Origin of the sequence: Streptomyces achromogenes subsp. achromogenes (assembly GCF_000720835.1) — a bacterium.
Classification (GTDB): Bacteria; Actinomycetota; Actinomycetes; order Streptomycetales; family Streptomycetaceae; genus Streptomyces; species Streptomyces achromogenes.
On record NZ_JODT01000007.1, the window covers coordinates 153,133 to 170,274 of the forward strand.

The window sequence follows — 17,142 nt, forward strand, 5'->3', positions numbered from 1 at the left end:
GCTCCGCCGGGGCCCGCGGGCAGGGCGCGGGCGCACCCGGCGGCCGGGGTCCCGGCGGCGGGCCGCGCGGCGCCCGTGGGGCGGGTGCCGCGCGGCGGGAGCCGGGTGCCCGTCAGCCGGCGGGCGGCCGGACGGACTGGCTGTGCCGGAAGACGTTGTGCGGGTCCCACTTCGCCTTGACGCGTTGCAGGCGCGGGTAGTTGTCCTTGTAGTAGAGGGTGTGCCAGGGGGTGGACGAGGTGTTGAACCGGGGGTCGCCGAGGTCGATGTCGGGGTAGTTGACGTAGCAGCCGTCGGTCACCTCGTTGGGCACCGGGACGCCGCCGGTGTCCGCGTAGACCTCGCGGTAGCAGTCGCGGGCCCAGGAGAGGTACCGGTCGTCGTCGGCGGGGTCGTTCCAGAAGACCTGCCAGAGCATCTTGAACGCGGCGTCGCGGTGGGGTGCGGCGGTCGCCGCGGGGTCCACCGCGTTGATCCGGCCGCCGTACGAGGTCAGCTGCACGCTGATGTCCGGGTTGTCGATGTCGTCGCGGGTGAGGTGCTTGTACAGCGCCTCCAGGTGGCTGTCGGGGAAGCCGGCCCGCATGAACGAGGACTTGTACTCGGCGCGCAGCGTGGGGTCGTTGAGGACGCTGTTGGTGGTGCCGAGCATCCGTACCGCCTGGAGCCAGGGCAGCCGGCGGGGGGCCGCGAACTGGGGCAGGGCGGGCAGGTCGCCCATGTGCCGGGTCAGCGCGCCGTGTTCGACGCCGATGCCGTAGCCGATGTGCTTGAGGTAGTCGGCGAGGATCTCCTCCGCGTCCGGTGCCGTGGCGTCGACCAGGGCGAGCAGGCCGATCTGTCCGGCGGAGCGGTGGTTGAGCACCAGCTGGCTGATGAGCGCGCGGTGGGGGTCGTCGGGTCCGCGGTGGGCGACGTGCCACTCGGCGTAGTTGCGCGCCAGTTGGCCGAACTCCTGCCTGCTCAGCTCGCTCCACGCCCAGCCGACCGCGCTGACCAGCAGCTCCGCGGGCGGCTTCGGCAGCAGGGCGCCGGGGTCGCGGCCCGTGGCGCCCGGGGAGCGGAACCAGTAGCGGGTGACGATGCCGAAGTTGCCGCCTCCGCCGCCGGTGTGGGCCCACCACAGGTCGCGGCGGGGGTCGTCCGCCTCGCGGGTGGCGACCACCGCGCGGGCCCTGCCGCGGGCGTCGACCACGACCACCTCCACGGCGTAGAGGTGGTCGACGACCAGGCCGTGCAGGCGGCACAGCGGCCCCCAGGCGCCGCCGCTGACGTGGCCGCCCATGGCGACCGAGTAGCAGAACCCGGTGGGGACGACGACGCCCCACTCCGGGTAGAGGGTCTGGTAGGTACGGAGGTTGGTGGCGCCGGACTCGACGGCGACGGCGCCGCGCCGCTCGTCGTGGTACACCGCGCTCATGCCCGACATGTCCACGATCATCTGGACGTCGGGGTGGTGCACGAAGTCCTCGTAGCAGTGTCCGCTGGAACGGACGCTGATCCGCTTGCCCTGGTCGACGGCCTGCTGGACGGCCGCGACCACCTCGTCGGTGGACCGTACGAGCCGTATGGACTCGGGCCGGGCCTGGTAACGCTGATTGAGCCCGCTGACCAGATCGGCGTACTGCCGGTCGGACCGTGTCACGGTCCGGCCGGCCGGATGGCGGGTCGTGTGTTCGGTCATGTGGGTGTCACACCTTCACGCGAATCCTGGGTGTCCCGAGTACGGACACCGCATGTGTGGAACTGCCGAATCGCTGTGATCCCCCGTGCGGCAAAACGGTGTCCCGGCGCTTCGTGGCCGGGACACCCGGCACAGGATCGCGTCGTGGGTGCTCGTGAGGTGGTGCGCCGGTGCGGACGGCCCGGTGGGCGCCGTCAGCCGGTCCGCAGCGGCGGGATCACCTCACGGGCGACTCGTTCGAACTCCTCCAGATGCGCCTCCCCCGGCCAGTCGAGGACGAATTCGGAGACACCGGCGGCGAGGAACCGCTCGAAGATCTCCTCGTAGGTGTGCCGTCCGGCCCGTGGGTCCCACGGTCCGAAGACGGTGTACGAGCGCCGGATGCCCGCGGGGTCCCGGCCGGCGGCCTCGGCGAGCCGGTCGAGCCGTTGGTTCTGCTCGGCGGTGATGGCGAGCACCTCGGCGGCGCTCGCGCCGGGCGGGCCGTGGGTGTTCCAGGCGTCGGCGCGTTCGGCGGCGACCCGGACGAGGGTCGGCGACTGGCCGCCGACGGTGATCGGCAGCCGGGGGCGCTGCGCGGAGCCCGGCACGGTCACCACGTCCTTCACCCACAGCCGCGCGCCCCGGTGGCTGAAGACACCGCCGCGCAGTACGCCGTCGACGATCGTGACGTAGTCCGTGAACCGTTCGGCCCGCTCCTTCGGGGACCAGGGTTCCTGGCCCACGCTGAAGTGGTCCCACGGGAAGATCCCGGCCCCGACGCCCAGTTCGAAGCGGCCGCCCGACAAGTGGTCGAGGGCGATCGCCTGCTTGGCGAGCTGCGCGGGAGGGCGCAGGATCTGGTTGGCGACCAGCGTGCCGATCCTGATGCGCCCGGTCACCACGGCGGCCGTGGCCAGCACCGACCAGCTGTCGAACCAGGGCCGGCGCGCGTCCCGCAGGTCGGCGCTGTGGTCGGGCAGGAAGACCTGGTCGAAGCCGAGTTCCTCCAGCAGGCGCAGGCGTTCGGCGAGGACCGGGAAGGGCTGGTCCGGGTAGAGCATCACGCCGAACCGGCGCACGGGCTTCGCGCGCGGGGCCTGTCCCGGGGTGCCCGGGGCGGGCTGCCCGGCCGCGCCGTGCGCAGTGTGCGGTGGTTCCGGGGGCGGGGTGCCGAGGGGTCCCCGCGGTTCCGGTGGTGCGGTGTCCAGTGGTGCCTCCAGGCTGTGTTCCGAAGCTGTCCGGCGGACCCGGGCCGGGTCCCGGCGGGCCACGGTCCCGGCTCACCGTAAGAGGGCGGGTGCCGGCCGGGGGTCCGGTACGGGCCGCCATCCCTCGTCCGGGTGCCCGTACCGCCAGCGCGGTCCGTCGCGGACCAGGTCGGCGAGGGCGGCCAGCAGCCGGTCCACGTGTTCGGCGGTGCTGCCGAGGCCGACGCTGGCCCGCAGGGCCCGGTCGGGCTGGTGGCCGTCGGCGTCCCGCAGCAGGGCGTGCACCGCCGGGTGGGCGCAGAAGGCGCCGTCGCGCAGGCCGATGCCGTGTTCGGCGGCCAGCGCGGTCGCCAGCAGCCGCTGGTCCGCCGGTTCGCCGCCGCAGCGGGCGACGCTGAACGCGACCACGCCGAGCCGGGGGTGGCCGCCGGGCCACAGGCTCAGCAGCCGCACCCCGGGGATACGGGCCAGCCCGTCGCGCAGCCGGGCGGTCAGCTCCTCCTCGTGGCGGGTCACGACGGGCCAGCCGGCGCGGGCCAGCGCCCGGCCGGCGACCGCCATGGCGTGGGCGCCCACCAGGTTCGGGGATCCGCCCTCGTGCCGGTGCGGCAGTCCGGACCAGGTGACGGTCGCCCGGCCGTCCCGCTCGGCCACCGCGGCGGTGGCTCCGCCGCCGGCCAGATAGGGGTCGGCGGCGGCCAGCCAGTCGGCGGCGCCCACCAGGGCGCCCGCCCCGAACGGCGCGTACATCTTGTGCCCGGACAGCGCGACCCAGTCCACGCCCCAGCCGGCGAGGTCCAGCGGCCGGTGCCCGGCCAGCTGGGCGGCGTCGAGCACGGTGCGCGCCCCCCGCGCGGCGGCCACCTCGGCCAGCTCCGCCACCGGCCACAGCTCACCGGTCACGTTGGAGGCGCCGGTGAGCACCACCAGCTTCGGTCCGCCGGGGGCGTCGGCGAGCGCCTTCGCCAGCACGGCGGGCGCCTGCCCCGGGCCGTCCGGGGTGGCCAGCCGGTGCACCCGGTGCCCGCGCCAGGCGAGCAGCGCGGCGTGGTGCTCGGTGGAGAACCGGAACACCGCCGTGTCCCCGGGCAGGCAGCGGCCCAGCAGGTTGAGCGCGTCGGTGGTGTTGCGGGTGAAGACCACGGTGGCGTCCGGCGGGGCGGCGGTGAAGCGCCGTACCTCCTGCCGGGCCCGCTCGTAGACGCGGGTGGCGACCTGGGAGGCGAACCCCGCGCCGCGGTGCACGCTGCTGTACCAGGGCAGCAGTTCGTCCACCGCGTCCCGCACGGCGACCAGGCTGGGGGTGCTCGCGGCGTGGTCGAGACCGGCGTACGGCACCCACTCGCCCGTCACCAGCGGCACCCTGAGCCCGGCGCCGACGACGGCGGGCAGGCCGTCGCCGACGTGTCCGGGCTCGGTCGCGGCCACGGGGATCACTGCGCGCTCCATCCACCGTCCATGACCAGCACCGAGCCGGTGAAGAAGGCCGCCTCGTCGCCCGCCAGGTAGGCCACGGCCGAGGCCGCCTCCCGCGGGCTGCCGATGCGGCCGAGGGGGTGCAGGGCGGTGAACATGTCCGCCATCTCCCGGCTGTCGCCCACGGAGGCGCGGTACATCGGCGTGTCCACGGTCGCCAGCGCGAGCGCGTTGACCCGGATGTTGTGGCGGGCGTACTCCAGCGCGGCGGCCTTGGTCAGGCCGACCACGCCGTGCTTGCCGGCCACGTAGGAGCTGATTCCGGCGCCGAAGCCGACCACGCCGAGCTGGGAGGCGTTGTTGACGATCGAGCCGCCGCCGCGCCGGCGCATGGCCGGCAGTTCGTGCCGCATGGACAGGAACACGCTGGTGAGGACCAGGGTGATGTCGTCGGCCCACGCCTCGGGTTTCTGCTCTTCGACCAGGCCCATGGAGCCGAGCGCCCCGGCGTTGTTGAAGGCGATGTCGAGCCCGCCGAAGTGCCGTTCGGCCGCCCGCACGGCGGCGGCGAGGTCCTCGTCCACCGTCACGTCGGCGCGCACGGCGAGGGCGACGCCCCCGGCGGCGGTGATCTCCCCGGCCACCCGGTCGAGTTCGCTCTCGCGCCGGGCCGCCAGCACCACGCTCGCCCCCTGGGCGGCCAGGGCCTTGGCGGCGGCCTCGCCGATGCCCGAGCTGGCGCCCGTCACCAGGGCGACCTTGCCGTGCAGCCGGCCGGGTGCGGAGCCGGGGCGGGTGGAGCGGTTCGTGTCACGTTCGGTCATCAGGTGATGAGCCGGCCCGGACGTGCCGGCCCTGCCCCCTTCGGGTTGTCGGTGGATCGGTCGGGAAGTGCCGGGCGGAGCGGTGTCTCAGGCCGTGCCGTCGCCCCGTTCGACGGGCACTCCGACCAGCGAGCCGTACTCCGCCCAGGAGCCGTCGTAGTTGCGCACGTCGGGCCGGTCCAGCAGTTCCCGCAGGACGAACCAGGTGTGCGCGGAGCGGGCGCCGACCCAGCAGTAGGTGATGATGCCGCGCTCCGGTGCCGCCCCGGCGTAGGCGCGGCTCAGCTCCTCGTCGGAGCGGAAGGTGCCGTCGGCGTGGACGGCGGTGTCCCAGGGCACGTTGACCGCGCCGGGCATGTGGCCGGGGCGCTGCGCCACCTCGTGCGGGTTGTTGCCGGGGGCGAACGCCTCGCCCGCGAAGCCCGGGGCGAAGGTGCGGCCGCTGTACTCCTCGGGCGAGCGCACGTCGAGGATGGTGTGGGTGCCGAGGGCGGCGAGCACGTCGTCGCGCAGGGCCCGGACCGACGGGTCGGGCCCCGCCGCGCGGTACCGGGCCGGCGGGCGGCGCACCGGCTCGGTGGTCAGGGGCCGGCCCTCCGCCTCCCACTTGGCGCGCCCGCCGTCGAGCAGCCGCACGGACCGGTGGCCGTACAGGGTGAAGTACCAGTACGCCAGCGCGGCCAGCAGGTTGGCGTTGGCGGAGTACAGCACGACGGTGTCGTCGTCGGCGATGCCCTTGGCCCGCATCAGCTCCTCGAACGCCTCGCGGCCGACGACGCCGAGCCGCAGGCCGTCCTGGAACTCGCTCCAGTTGATGAAGACGGCGCCCGGCGGATGGCCCTTGCGGTAGTCGACGTCGTCGTTCGCGGTCTCGACGAGCACCACCTGGCCGGTGCCGAGGCGGCGCTCGGCCCAGTCGCCGGTGACCAGGGCGGACTCACGGCTCATGGTTCCCCCTCGTGAGGTGTCGGCCGGGTGTTCCCCGGCGGGGCCTGCCCGGCCCCGTGCGTGGACGGGGCCGGGTGCGGTGCGAACGGCGGGGCCGTGCTGCCCGGCCGGGAGCGGGCGCTCCGCCGGGCGGAGGGTCAGGCCGGCGAGGTCTCCGTCGTCTTGCCCTCCATGCCGGTGCCGGCCGTGGCGCGGTCCCGGTACCAGGCGTAGCAGCTGAGCAGGATGCCGAGGACGGTGACCGCGGCGGCGGCGAGGTAGACCGGCCGCAGGCCGGGGCCGTCGATGATGCGGCCGCCGATCCAGCCGGCCAGGGCGGCGGCGATCTGATAGGCGGAGGCGTTCACCGCGATGGCCAGGGTCGGCGCCGAGCTGGCGGTGGTGAGGACGCGGGTCTGCATGCCGGGGATGACGGAGAAGCCGAGCGCGCCGATCACGAACACCATGACCGCGCTGGCGACGGTGCTGCCGCTGACCGCCCACATGACGACCAGGCCGGCGGTGAGCAGCCCGAGCAGGCCGATCTGCGACGGCATCAGCGCGCGGTCGGACAGCCAGCCGCCGGTGAAGTTGCCGACCGCCGCGCCCACGCCGTAGACCAGCAGCAGCACCGCGACCGCGCCCTCGGCGAAGCCGGTGACGTCGGTGAGCAGCGGGGCGAAGTAGGTGAAGACCATCAGCAGGCCCATGTTGGCGACGGCGGTGATGAGGATGGCCAGCTGCACGCTGCGGTCGCGGAACACGCGCAGCTCGGCCACCGCGGAGCCGCCGGACGTCGCGCTCTCCACCGCCGGGACCAGCGGCAGCACCAGCAGCAGGCCGACGAGGCAGACCACGGTGATGGTGCCGAAGGTCGCCCGCCACCCGAAGTGGTTGCCGATGAACGTGCCGATGGGCGCGCCCAGCATCATGGACAGGTTCATCCCGAAGACCAGCTTGGAGACGGTGGACGCCTGCTTGCCCTCGGGCGCGGTGGACGCGGCGATGACGATGGCGTTGGCGAAGAACGTGGCGGTCACCAGGGCCGTCACCACGCGGGCCACGAACAGCACGGAGTAGACGGGGGCCAGGGCCGAGGCGAGGTTGCCGACGACGACCACCGCCAGCAGGGCCACGATGAGCGGCTTGCGCGGGTAGCGCGCGGTCAGCGCGGTCATGACCGGACCGCCGAGGATCATTCCGATGGCGTACGCCGTGACCAGCAGTCCGGCGGCGGGGATCGACACGTCGAGGTCACCGGCGACATCCGGCAGGATGCCGGCGATCACGAACTCGCCGGTGGTGATGCCGAACACGCACAGCATCAGGGAAAGGAGCTTCAACGACATGGTGTCTCTTCTGTCGGGGTGGATATGTCTGTCGACCCGCCGTGGGGCGCCCGGCCGGGGCGGTTACGGAGCGGGGGGCGGGCCCGCGTACCGGTAGGCGTACGTGGTGCCCAGGGCGATGATGTGGTCCAGGTCCGGGCCGCCCACGTCCTCGGTGGGCAGCGTCAGCGTCTTGGCGTGCGGTATCTCCGCCTCCAGGAACAGGTCGAACTGCGGTCTGCGGTCCGGCTGCGGCGTGGAGTGGATGGTGAGGAAGCGGGCGTCGTCGGAGGTCGTGACGAAGCCGTGCGGGACCGTCCGCGGGACGATCATGGTGGTGCCCGCCTCCGCGACGTGTTCCTCCCCGTCGCAGATCATGCGCAGGGTGCCGTCCAGGACGATGAAGACCTCGTCCTCGTAGTCGTGGATGTGCAGCGGGGTGTTGTACCCGCGGTTCCCGGTGTGCTGGACGACCGTGAAGCTGTTCCGGGTCGCGGAACCGGGCACGCGCACCTGCGCCAGGCCGCCGAGCAGCCACACCGCGGTCTGCTCGGACTCGGGTATGAGGCGGCCCTTCTCGTCGTGGATCATGTCCGGGAAGGTCATCGTGCTCCCTTGTGTGCCGAATGGTGAGCTGTGTCTTGGTCGGTTCGCTCCGGTGCCCGCTGGTTCCGCTCAGCCGGCCGGTGCGGGCATTGCCCCCTCGCAGTCGGCGACGAAGGCGGCCACGCCCTCGGGGCTGGAGAGCGTGCGCCACATCGCGACGGGGTCGTTGAAGCGGCTGACGAAGGCGTCGGCGATCCGCCGGTCCGCCGCCGCCCGGCCGAGCAGTCCGGCCACGTGCGGCGGCGGAGGCTGGAGGAAGGCGTTGCTCCACTCCACGACGTGCCGGGCGTGCTCCCACAGCCGTGCCGAGGCGGCGCGGCAGAACGCCTCGTCGTAGGGGGCCTTGGTGTCGGCCAGGAGGCCGGCCAGGGTGAACGCGGTGTGCGAGCCGAGGTTGGCGCCCTGGGCGGTGAGCGGGTCGTTGGTGATCCAGGCGTCCCCGATGGCCAGGGCGCAGGTGCCGTCGTCGAGCCGTGCCCAGCCCCGGCGGACCACCGGGGTGATCGCTCCCTGGGCCAGTTCGCCGGGCCCGGTCAGGGTGAAGGCGCGGGTGTCGACGCGTTCCCGCAGGCCGGGGGCGTACTCGGCGACCAGGTCGAGGACCCGCCGCCGGAATCCGGCGGGGTCGGCCTCGGCGTCGACGTGGCAGACGGCCTCCAGCGGGCCGCCCGGTACGGCCTCGAAGGCGAGGACGTCCGCCCGTCCGGCCGGCGAGAAGAACGGCAGCCGCAGGATCTCGCCCGCGCCGGGCAGGAAGTGGATGTCGAGGGAGTGCGGCACCTCCTCGGTGATGCCGTGGTAGATCCCGGCGCACAGGACGCGCTGCGGCGTGGTGTACGGCGAGCGGTCGGGGTCGGCCGGGAACAGCCGTCGCACCGAGCGGCTGCCGTTGGCGACGACCAGGAGGTCGTGGCGGCCCGTCAAGTCCTCCGGCGCGTGCTCTCCGGTGATCAGTTCGCCGCCGCGGTCGACGTACGCGGACAGCAGGTGCGGCAGGTAGATCCGGAAGTCCACGACGCTGGAGGGCGGCCGGAGGGCGGCGAGGAAGCGCAGCGGCGGCTCGCCTTCCCCGGGGTGCGCGGTGACCGCCCAGTGCCGGACCTGGGCGTCGGCGAAGTCCCAGTCGAAGACGCCAAGTTCGCGTTCGCGCTGCTGGGTGCGGCCGAACCGGGCGGGGAAGTTCCGCGGCCGTCCGGTCTTCAGGCCGTCGATGTCGTGCTCCGAGTACACGGTGACCGGCACGCCCAACTGCTGGAGACGCAGCGCGAGTTGCAGTCCGGAGATGCCGGAGCCGACGACGCCGATGCTCATGCGGACACCTCCTCGGAGTCGGCGCCGGAGCGCAGCCGGCCGGTGAACCAGCCCACGGACTCCAGCGTGAATCCGGCGGCCTCGGGGGACGCGAGGGCGGAGGCGGGGATCAGCATGGGGTGCCGCATGCCGGCGTCGAGCAGCTCGCCGATCCGCTTCAGCACGGTCTCCCGGCTGCCGGCCAGGACCTGGTCGGCGACCACCTCGTCGGGCACGGCGGCGAGGGCCCGTTCGACCTCCTGCCTGGTCAGCAGGTGCGGCAGCAGCTCCACCAGGCCCCGGTAGTGCTCCCCGAAGGGGTGGGCGGCGCCGTGGCGGCGCCAGGCCCGGGCGCCGGCGTGCAGCGCCAGGAAGCGGATCGGGGTGGCCCGCAGCAGTGCGTGCGCGGCGGCGTCGGTCTCCGCGACCACGATCGGGACACCGCCGGCGGGAAGCACCGCGTCGGGGTCCCGGCCGGCGTCCGCGGCGGCGGCGCGCACCACGGCCAGCCGCCGGGCGTACTCGTCGGGGCTCATCAGCTCCGAGGGCAGCCACCCGTCGGCGTACCGGCCGGCCAGGGTCAGCATCCGCCGGTGGTTGGCGCCGAGCCAGATCAGCGGCGTACGGCCCTCGGGGGCGGGCAGGCCCATGATCGCCCGGTCCAGGGTGAAGTACCTGCCCTGGAAGTCGTGCGGCCCCTCGCCGGACAGGAGCAGCCGCAGCACGCGCAGCGCCTCCTCCACCCGGCCCACCTGGTCGTCGTGCTCCACCCCGAACGGCACCAGGTTCTCCAGTGCTCCCGCGCCGATGCCCAGCACCGGCGCCCGCTCGGTGAGCTGGGCCAGGGTCAGGGCCGTCTGGGCCAGGACGGCGGGGTGCCGGCGGTGCGGGTCGGTGACGCCGACGGCGAGCCGTACCGGGCCGGCCTGCGGGGCCAGGTTGCCGAGGACCGTGGCGAAGTCCAGGCAGCGGTCGGGGGTCGGCAGGTCCGCGGCCGCGTAGCTGAAACCGGTGTCCCAGGCCTGCCGGGGAAAGACGTTGATCAGGTGGTCGAAGACGAGGAAGGTGTCCGCACCCGCCTGCCGGGCGAGCTTCAGCAGCTGCCGGCCGCCCTCGATCCGCCCGACCGCGTCCCAGACCAGACCGACTCGCACCTTCATACCGCGCTCCTCGTTGACCGTGCCTGTGCGATGAACTCCTCCGTGCCCCGCTCGGTGCCGACGGCCCGCCACATGGCGGGCGGGTCGTCCAGCCGGGCGACGAAGGCGTCCGCCACCCGCTGGTCGGCCGCGGCGGCGGTCAGCAGGGTGCCCATCCGCGGCGGGGGCGGGCCGATGAACTGGTTGGTCCAGTCCACGACGGGCCGGGCCGTCGCCCACAGCCGGTCCGACACCGTGCGGCAGAACGTCTCGTCGTACGGCCCGTCGTGCTCGCGCAGGGCGTCCGCCAGCTGGAAGGCCAGCCGGGAGCCGAGGTTGGCGCCCTGGGCGGTGAGCGGGTCGTTGGTGATCCAGGCGTCCCCGATCGCCAGCGCGTACCGGTCGTCCGCCAGCCGCGCCCAGCCGTGCCGCACCATCGGCAGCACGGCTCCGCGGAGCATGTCCACGGGGCGGGTCAGGGCGAACTCCCGCTCGTCTATCCGGGCGTGCAGCGTGGGCGCGTGCGCGGCGATCAGGTGCAGCAGTTCCTTGGTGAAGCGCCCGGGGTCGTCCTGGTCGTCGTGGTCGGTGACCGCGCTGAGCGGGCCGCCGGGCACCGCCTCGACGAGCACCGCCGTCACCTGGCCGGCGAAGGAGTGGTACGTCGGGGCGTGGATCTCGCCGGCGCCGGGCAGCATGTGCATCGTCATGCCCGGCGGGTCGGGTGGCCGGACGCCGTGAAAGAGTCCTCCGGCGAGGTGGCGCGGGGCCCGCTCGTAGGGCGAGCGGGCCGGGTCGCGCGGGAAGGTGTCCCCCAGCCCGCCCCGGCCGGCCGCGACCACCACGAGGTCGTGCCGCTCGGCGAGCCGGGCCAGGCCGGCCCGGTCGGTCACCTTCCGCAGGACCGTGTCGCCGCCGCGCCGCCGGTACTCCTCCAGCAGCGCGGCGAGGTACATCCGGAAGTCGACCGAGCTGGCCGGGTGGGGCAGTTCGGCGCGGAACGACGGTCCGCCGGGTCCTTCGACGGACAGGTGCATCCAGGCGTTGTCGTACGCGCCGGACGCCCATTCGGTCAGGCCGAGTGCCTTCTCCCGTTCCCGGGTGGAGTGGAACCGGGTGACGAAGTTCGACGGCGGCCCGCTGCGGATGCCGTCCGGGTCCTGAGCCGTGTACAGGGTGGCGTCGATACCGGACTGCCGCAGTCTGAGGGCCAGGTGCAGGCCGGAGATGCCGGTGCCCACGATGCCGATACTCATGCGCTAGCTCCACCTGTGCTGGGAACGGTTGCCTCTTGCGGGACGCTGCCGGGAGGGGTCAGATGACCTCGACCCGTTGCAGATGCCGGGAGGTCGGCCCGGTGAAGGCGTTGCGTCCGTGGACCAGCGCGAAGTTGTCGGCGATCACGATGTCGCCCTTGCGCCAGTCGTGGGCGTAGCAGTACTCGGGGCGGTGCAGCCGCTCGGCGAGGGAGGCGACGAAGGCGTCCGCCTCCGACTCGTCGACGCCCTCCACCCGCACGGACACCGGGTTCTTGTAGCGGTCCGGGTCCAGCGGTTCGGCGAAGCGCAGCACGGGGACGCCGGTCGCGGGGTGCTGGGCGACGAGCCGTTCGGTGACCTCGCCGCCGTAGTGGACCATCTTCTCGGTGGTGTAGGTGATGCTGATCCGCTCCCAGCGCGCGCGTTCCCCGGCGTCGGCGTCCCGGTAGACGGCCGTGGTGTCCGAGAAGACGGTCTCCCCGCCGGCGCCCGCGGTGGCGTCCAGGCACTGGAAGAAGAAGTAGCGCGGGTCGGCCTCCACGAAGGCGCCGTCCCAGTGGAAGGGCACGTCACCGCTGGCGAACAGGTAGTTGCGCGGGTTGTCCTCGACGACCAGGTCGATCACCTCCCCCGGCTCCCACTTCAGCACCTCGCCCCAGCGGCGGCAGTAGTCGGCGAACTCCTGGGTGTCCATGAGCCGGAATCCGCGCAGCACGAGCACGCGGGACTCCTCCGTCCAGCGCGCCAGGGTGTCCACCGGGATGTCACCGACCGGCGCGTCGCCGCCCGGGGCCTCGATCACCCGGCCGAAGGGGCGCAGCGGAATGTGCTCCAGCGTCCCGAGGGCAGGCGTCGACATCGTCATGTCGTGGTGTTCCTTTCTGGATGTGCGTCCACGCGGCGCCACGGCGCCGCGGCCGGACACCGCCTCAGGCGGTCACGGAGAGGTGAGGGGCCACGAAGTGGCTGGGCCGGCCGTTGCGCCAGACGACGGAGCCGTGCACCTTCTCGGCGTCCCACCGCCGGACCAGGTACCGGTTGACGCCGTCGTCCAGGACCACCCCGTGCCAGGGGGTCAGCCAGCCGTCCTTCGTGTGCAGGAGCCTCACCCCCAGCTTCTCGGAGTCCGGTGCCTGGGGGTGTATGGACAGCCGTACCGCCTGCGGGAACTTCTCGGCGACGACCCGGCTCCAGGCGTTGGAGCGGAGGATGGTCTGGTACGCCGTCTCCTTGGAGTCCTTGCGCAGCTGGCTGCGGGTGGCCTGGTCGCCGCGCCGCGCCACCGCGTCCTCGAACATGAACCGGTGGATGCCGTTGAACAGCGCCTGGGTGGTGCGGTCGGTACGCACCTTCTCGCGCAGCTCCGCCAGGGGAGCGCAGTAGTTCTCCTCCAGGAGGCGGCGCAGCTTCGGGTAGTCGGTGGTGCAGAAGGCGTCGTCGAGGCCGTAGAGGTCGAGGGAGGAGAAGCCCGATTCCGCGATCATCTCCGCCAGGGCCTGCCGGTACGCGGTCACGGCGCCGTCCGTGACGCCGACGACGTCACCGAAGACGTGGCCGTCGGAGCAGATGGTGATGCGGGCGCCCGGCTCGTAGAAGTGCCCGATGTAATCGCACAGCGACTGGAGGAACCCGAGCGCCAGATGCTCCCCGAGGTCGGGGAGCGCGCCGAGCACCTTGCTGCGGTTCGGCGACTTCGCGGGAAACGCCGGGATCACGAAGTGGATCGGTTCCCGGCGCTCGACGAAGCGCTCGACGCGCTCCCGGTGGACGTCGGCGCAGCCCGCGCCCGCCACGCTGTCCGTGCCGTCCTCGCCGCCGGGCGTGTCCTGTGTGCCGCCGGCCGCGAGCGTCTCGTCGATCCGCCGGTAACGGTCGAGCAGTCCCATTAATCTCTGCGACACCGTCCCGGAGAACGAAGCCCCCGTTATGTTTTCGTTCAACACTCCTCCATCGCACAGGCGCGTATGGACGCGAAATCGGACTCGCGCTGTTCGGGCAGGACGGATTGCGGACGAAACACTGATCGAATTCTCACTTCACCGCTCCTGGGTTGGCGTCCGCGTATTCGCGGATCCACGTCCGGATGGTGCTCCATGAGGGTCGACGGTTCGGCCCGCCAGGACCTCCCTGCCATGGTCACCGAACCCATGGCGCTACGAGATCAATCTGCCTCCGAACCGACGAACACTCCTGCGCAACTGCCAAGCGCCCTGCGTGCGCGGGCGATCCGGCCAGGCTGAAAAGAAAAGCCGTGACGGTAGCTTTCGGCCAACGCCGTCTCGCACGGCTGGAATCCCCCGCTGGCACGTCGAAGCGCCAACAGCTTCCCGTGAATGCGAGGAGCCATGCAATCGTCCATCGATTAACATGCGTGATGGATCACGGACCCGTTCCGCTCGGATGGGAGGCATCGGCGATGCTGGTCACGGACGACCCTGCCGTTCATCAACTGCGGTCGCTGCTGACACTGGCCGAGGAGCTGCACTTCGGCCGCGCCGCCGCTCGGCTGTACCTGACCCAGCCCGCCTTGAGCCAGCAGATCCGGACCCTCGAACGCCGCCTCGGTGTCCAGCTGTTCGCCCGTACCAGCCGCAAGGTGGAGCTGACGCCGCTGGGCCAGGCGCTGCTTCCGCTGGTACGGAACGTGGTGGGCGCCGCGGACGAACTCCGGTACGCCGCACGGCATCCCGCGGACGGCAAGGACGGGCTCACCCTGCGGGTGGGGCTCACCGACTGCGCCGCGACGCTGGCGGCGACCCGCCGGGTGATCGCCACCCTGACCACCCTGCACCCCCGTCTGGAGATCGACTTCCAGGTGCTGGACCTGGTGGAGCAGGCGACGGCCCTGTCGGTCGGGAAGGTCGACGCCGCCTTCGCCTATCTGCCGGTTCCGGAGGGGCTGTCCGTCGAGCCGCTCACCACCGAGGCGCGTGTGGTGTGCCTGTCCGCCACCGACCCGCTCGCCCGGCGTGCCACGCTGCGGCTGGCGGACCTCGCCGACCGGCCGATGATCAGCCTGGCCCAGGAGGTGTCCCCCGTCGAGCGGCGCTTCTGGGCCGTGGACCCCCGGCCGGACGGCACCCGGGTGCGCTACACCGACCACCATGTGACCCGGGTCGAATCGCTGCTGTCCGCCGTCTCCTTCGACGGGGCGATCGCCTTCCTGCCGGCCGTGGCGGCGGAGCTCTTCCCCCGGCCCGACATCGTCTACCGCACCGTGGCGGACCTGGAACCGTGCGGCTTCGGCGTGGTGTGGCCCGAGCGCGCCGGGGAGGACTGCCCCGGTATCACCGCGCTGACGGACGTCTGCCGTCGCCTGCGCGACCAGGGCGGCCTGCCGCCGGGAACCATGCGCCGGCCCGACGAGGAGCTGCCGCCGGCGGCAGGGCGCTGATCGGCCGCGGCCCCGGCCCGCCTACCGGTCGCCTGCCTACCGGTCGTCCAGCTGCCGGGCGAACGCCTCGTACGCGGAGGTGTCGAAGAGGACGAACCGCACCTCTTCCACGGCGGCCGGGGCGCTGCGTACCGCCTCCAGCGCGATGCGGGCCGCGTCCCGCATCGGCCAGCGGTAGACGCCGGTGGAGATGGCGGGGAACGCGACGGTGCGCGCGCCGAGTTCGCCGGCGACGCGCAGGGACTCGCGGTAGCAGGAGGCCAGGAGGTCCGAGCGGTCCTCCGTCGGCGACCAGACGGGGCCCACCGTGTGGATCACCCAGCGGGCGTCCAGGTCGCCCGCCGTGGTGGCGACGGCCTGGCCGGTGGGCAGGCCCTTGCCGTACCGGGAGGCGCGCAGCGCGCGGCACTCCGCCAGGACGGCGGGGCCGCCGCGGCGGTGGATCGCGCCGTCCACTCCGCCGCCGCCCAGGAGCGAGGAGTTGGCCGCGTTGACGAGGGCGTCGGCGTGCTGCCGGGTGATGTCGCCCTGGACGAGGGTGATGCTGGTCATGCCGGTGGTCCCCTTCCGCAGCTCCGGCCCCGCTCGCGTCGGTCAGCCCTGTCTCAGTCTGCGCCAGACCGCCTTGGCCGCGTTGTGGCCCGACATGCCGTGCACCCCGGGTCCCGGCGGGGTGGCCGAGGAGCAGATGAAGACGGCCGGGTGGGGGGTGTGGTACGGGAACAGGGACAGCTTCGGGCGCAGCAGCAGCTGGAGTCCGGAGGCCGCGCCGCAGGCGATGTCCCCGCCGACGTAGTTGGCGTTGCGGGCGGCCATCTCGGCGGGCCCGGCCGTCGCGCGGGCGAGCACCCGGTCGCGGAAACCGGGCGCGAAGCGCTCCAGCTGGCGTTCCATGGCCTCGGTGAGGTCCCCGGACCAGCCGCTCGGCACATGGCCGTACGCCCAGAAGACGTGCTTGCCCTCGGGGGCCCGGGAGGGGTCGGCCACGCTCGGCTGCACGGTGATCATGAACGGCCGCTCGGGCGCGCGTCCCTCGCGGGAGGCGGCGCGCAGGGCGGTGCCGATCTCGGCCTGGCTCGCGCCGATCTGCACGGTGCCGGCGGTGCGGGCCTCCGGCGCGGTCCACGGCACCGGGCCGTCCAGCGCGTAGTCGATCTTGAACACGCTGGGGCCGTAGCGGTAGTTCGCGTAGTAGTCGCCGAGGCCGGCGATGCGGGCGAGCGCGGCGGGCGAGGTGTCGAAGACGTACGCGCGCGCGGGCGGCAGGTCGTCCAGGCGCTTGACCTCGAAGTCGGTGTGCACCGCGCCGCCGAGGTCCCTCAGGTACGCGGCGAGGGCGTCGGAGACGGCCTGGGAGCCGCCGCGGGCCACCGGCCAGCCGCGGGCGTGCGCGGACAGGGCGAAGACCAGGCCGACGGCGCTGGTGGCGAGGCCGCCCAGCGGTGCCATCACATGGGCGACGAGGCCGGCGAAGAGGGCTTTGACCCGCTCGTCCTTGAACCGGCGCATCAGCCAGGTGGACGGCGGCAGCCCGGCCAGGCCGAAGCGGGCCAGGGTGACCGGGTCGCGGGGCAGCGCGGTCGACGGCAGGGACATGAAGTCCTGGACGAGGGTGTCCCAGTGGGCGAGCAGGGGCTCGACCAGCCTTCGGTACGGGCCGGCGTCGCGCGGTCCGAAGGAGGCGGCGGTCTCGGCCACCGAGCGGGACAGCACGGCCGCGCTGCCGTCCGGGAACGGGTGGGCCATGGGCAGCGGGGCGTGCAGCCACTCCAGGCCGTACCGGTCGAGTGGGAGGGCGCGGAACGCCGGGGAGTTGATGCCGAGGGGGTGGGCGGCCGAGCACGGGTCGTGCCGGAAGCCGGGCAGCGTCAGCTCCTCGGTGCGGGCGCCGCCGCCCACCGTCGGCTTCGCCTCGAACAGGGCCACGGAGAAACCGCGGCGGGCCAGCTCCACCGCGGCGGTCAGTCCGTTCGGCCCCGCACCCACCACGACCGCATCGAGCATCGACGGCACCTTCGGACCCCTATCGTCAGCCGATGGCCATTCGGGATCAGGATATGCCGGGGCACCGACACTCCCCCGGCC

General features: G+C 73.3%; 15 protein-coding genes. 1 reads left to right on the forward strand and 14 read right to left on the reverse strand.

The features are described from left to right. Nucleotides 1–112 precede the first annotated feature (112 nt). The 12 genes from IH25_RS0109395 to IH25_RS0109450 all read right to left on the reverse strand — a co-directional run bounded on the left by IH25_RS0109395 (nt 113) and on the right by IH25_RS0109450 (nt 13,549). Nucleotides 113–1,684: an FAD-binding oxidoreductase gene (locus IH25_RS0109395; RefSeq protein ID WP_051753838.1), complete on the reverse strand. Its 1,572-nt coding sequence runs from the start codon at nt 1,682–1,684 to the stop codon at nt 113–115. Nucleotides 1,685–1,878: 194 nt separating this feature from the next. Beyond that, nucleotides 1,879–2,745, reverse strand: coding sequence for an LLM class flavin-dependent oxidoreductase (locus tag IH25_RS38540; protein WP_051753839.1), 867 nt, complete (start codon nt 2,743–2,745; stop codon nt 1,879–1,881). 201 nt (nt 2,746–2,946) lie between these two features. Continuing rightward, nucleotides 2,947–4,323, reverse strand: a complete 1,377-nt coding sequence (locus tag IH25_RS0109405; protein WP_030605938.1) for an aminotransferase class V-fold PLP-dependent enzyme — start codon at nt 4,321–4,323, stop codon at nt 2,947–2,949. Continuing rightward, nucleotides 4,308–5,114, reverse strand: coding sequence for an SDR family NAD(P)-dependent oxidoreductase (locus IH25_RS0109410; RefSeq protein ID WP_078844185.1), 807 nt, complete (start codon nt 5,112–5,114; stop codon nt 4,308–4,310). Before IH25_RS0109410 ends, IH25_RS0109405 begins: the two co-directional genes overlap by 16 nt. An 87-nt stretch (nt 5,115–5,201) precedes the next feature. After that, nucleotides 5,202–6,062: a sulfurtransferase gene (locus IH25_RS0109415; protein ID WP_030605942.1), complete on the reverse strand. Its 861-nt coding sequence runs from the start codon at nt 6,060–6,062 to the stop codon at nt 5,202–5,204. Nucleotides 6,063–6,199: 137 nt separating this feature from the next. Continuing rightward, nucleotides 6,200–7,390, reverse strand: a complete 1,191-nt coding sequence (locus tag IH25_RS0109420) for an MFS transporter (RefSeq protein WP_030605945.1) — start codon at nt 7,388–7,390, stop codon at nt 6,200–6,202. A 63-nt stretch (nt 7,391–7,453) separates the two neighbouring features. Beyond that, the gene (locus IH25_RS0109425; protein WP_051753840.1) at nt 7,454–7,975 is read right to left on the reverse strand and encodes a cupin domain-containing protein; all 522 of its coding nucleotides are present in this window, start codon (nt 7,973–7,975) and stop codon (nt 7,454–7,456) included. A 69-nt stretch (nt 7,976–8,044) separates the two neighbouring features. Next, nucleotides 8,045–9,286: a styrene monooxygenase/indole monooxygenase family protein gene (locus tag IH25_RS0109430; RefSeq protein ID WP_030605949.1), complete on the reverse strand. Its 1,242-nt coding sequence runs from the start codon at nt 9,284–9,286 to the stop codon at nt 8,045–8,047. Then, entirely contained in the window at nt 9,283–10,425 is a 1,143-nt protein-coding gene (locus tag IH25_RS40585) for an LLM class flavin-dependent oxidoreductase (protein WP_051753841.1), read from the reverse strand. The genes IH25_RS0109430 and IH25_RS40585 overlap by 4 nt, the downstream gene beginning before the upstream one ends. Further along, nucleotides 10,422–11,660 carry a styrene monooxygenase/indole monooxygenase family protein gene (locus IH25_RS40590; protein WP_051753842.1) on the reverse strand — a complete coding sequence of 413 codons (1,239 nt, stop codon included), beginning with the start codon at nt 11,658–11,660 and terminating at the stop codon, nt 10,422–10,424. Before IH25_RS40590 ends, IH25_RS40585 begins: the two co-directional genes overlap by 4 nt. Nucleotides 11,661–11,718: 58 nt before the next feature. Further along, entirely contained in the window at nt 11,719–12,528 is an 810-nt protein-coding gene (locus IH25_RS0109445) for a TauD/TfdA dioxygenase family protein (protein ID WP_030605960.1), read from the reverse strand. A gap of 64 nt (nt 12,529–12,592) precedes the next feature. After that, on the reverse strand, nt 12,593–13,549 hold the full coding sequence (locus IH25_RS0109450; protein ID WP_051753843.1) for an isocyanide synthase family protein: 957 nt from the start codon (nt 13,547–13,549) through the stop codon (nt 12,593–12,595). A 488-nt stretch (nt 13,550–14,037) separates the two neighbouring features. Between IH25_RS0109450 and IH25_RS0109455 the strand changes: the two genes are divergently transcribed. Then, nucleotides 14,038–15,057: a LysR family transcriptional regulator gene (locus IH25_RS0109455; protein WP_167346017.1), complete on the forward strand. Its 1,020-nt coding sequence runs from the start codon at nt 14,038–14,040 to the stop codon at nt 15,055–15,057. 36 nt (nt 15,058–15,093) lie between these two features. Here IH25_RS0109455 and IH25_RS0109460 read toward each other — a convergent pair whose 3' ends face one another. Beyond that, nucleotides 15,094–15,609, reverse strand: coding sequence for an O-acetyl-ADP-ribose deacetylase (locus tag IH25_RS0109460; RefSeq protein ID WP_030605965.1), 516 nt, complete (start codon nt 15,607–15,609; stop codon nt 15,094–15,096). A 42-nt stretch (nt 15,610–15,651) separates the two neighbouring features. Further along, a complete protein-coding gene (locus IH25_RS0109465; protein WP_030605967.1) occupies nt 15,652–17,061 on the reverse strand; it encodes a phytoene desaturase family protein in 1,410 nt (469 codons plus the stop codon). Nucleotides 17,062–17,142 lie beyond the last annotated feature (81 nt).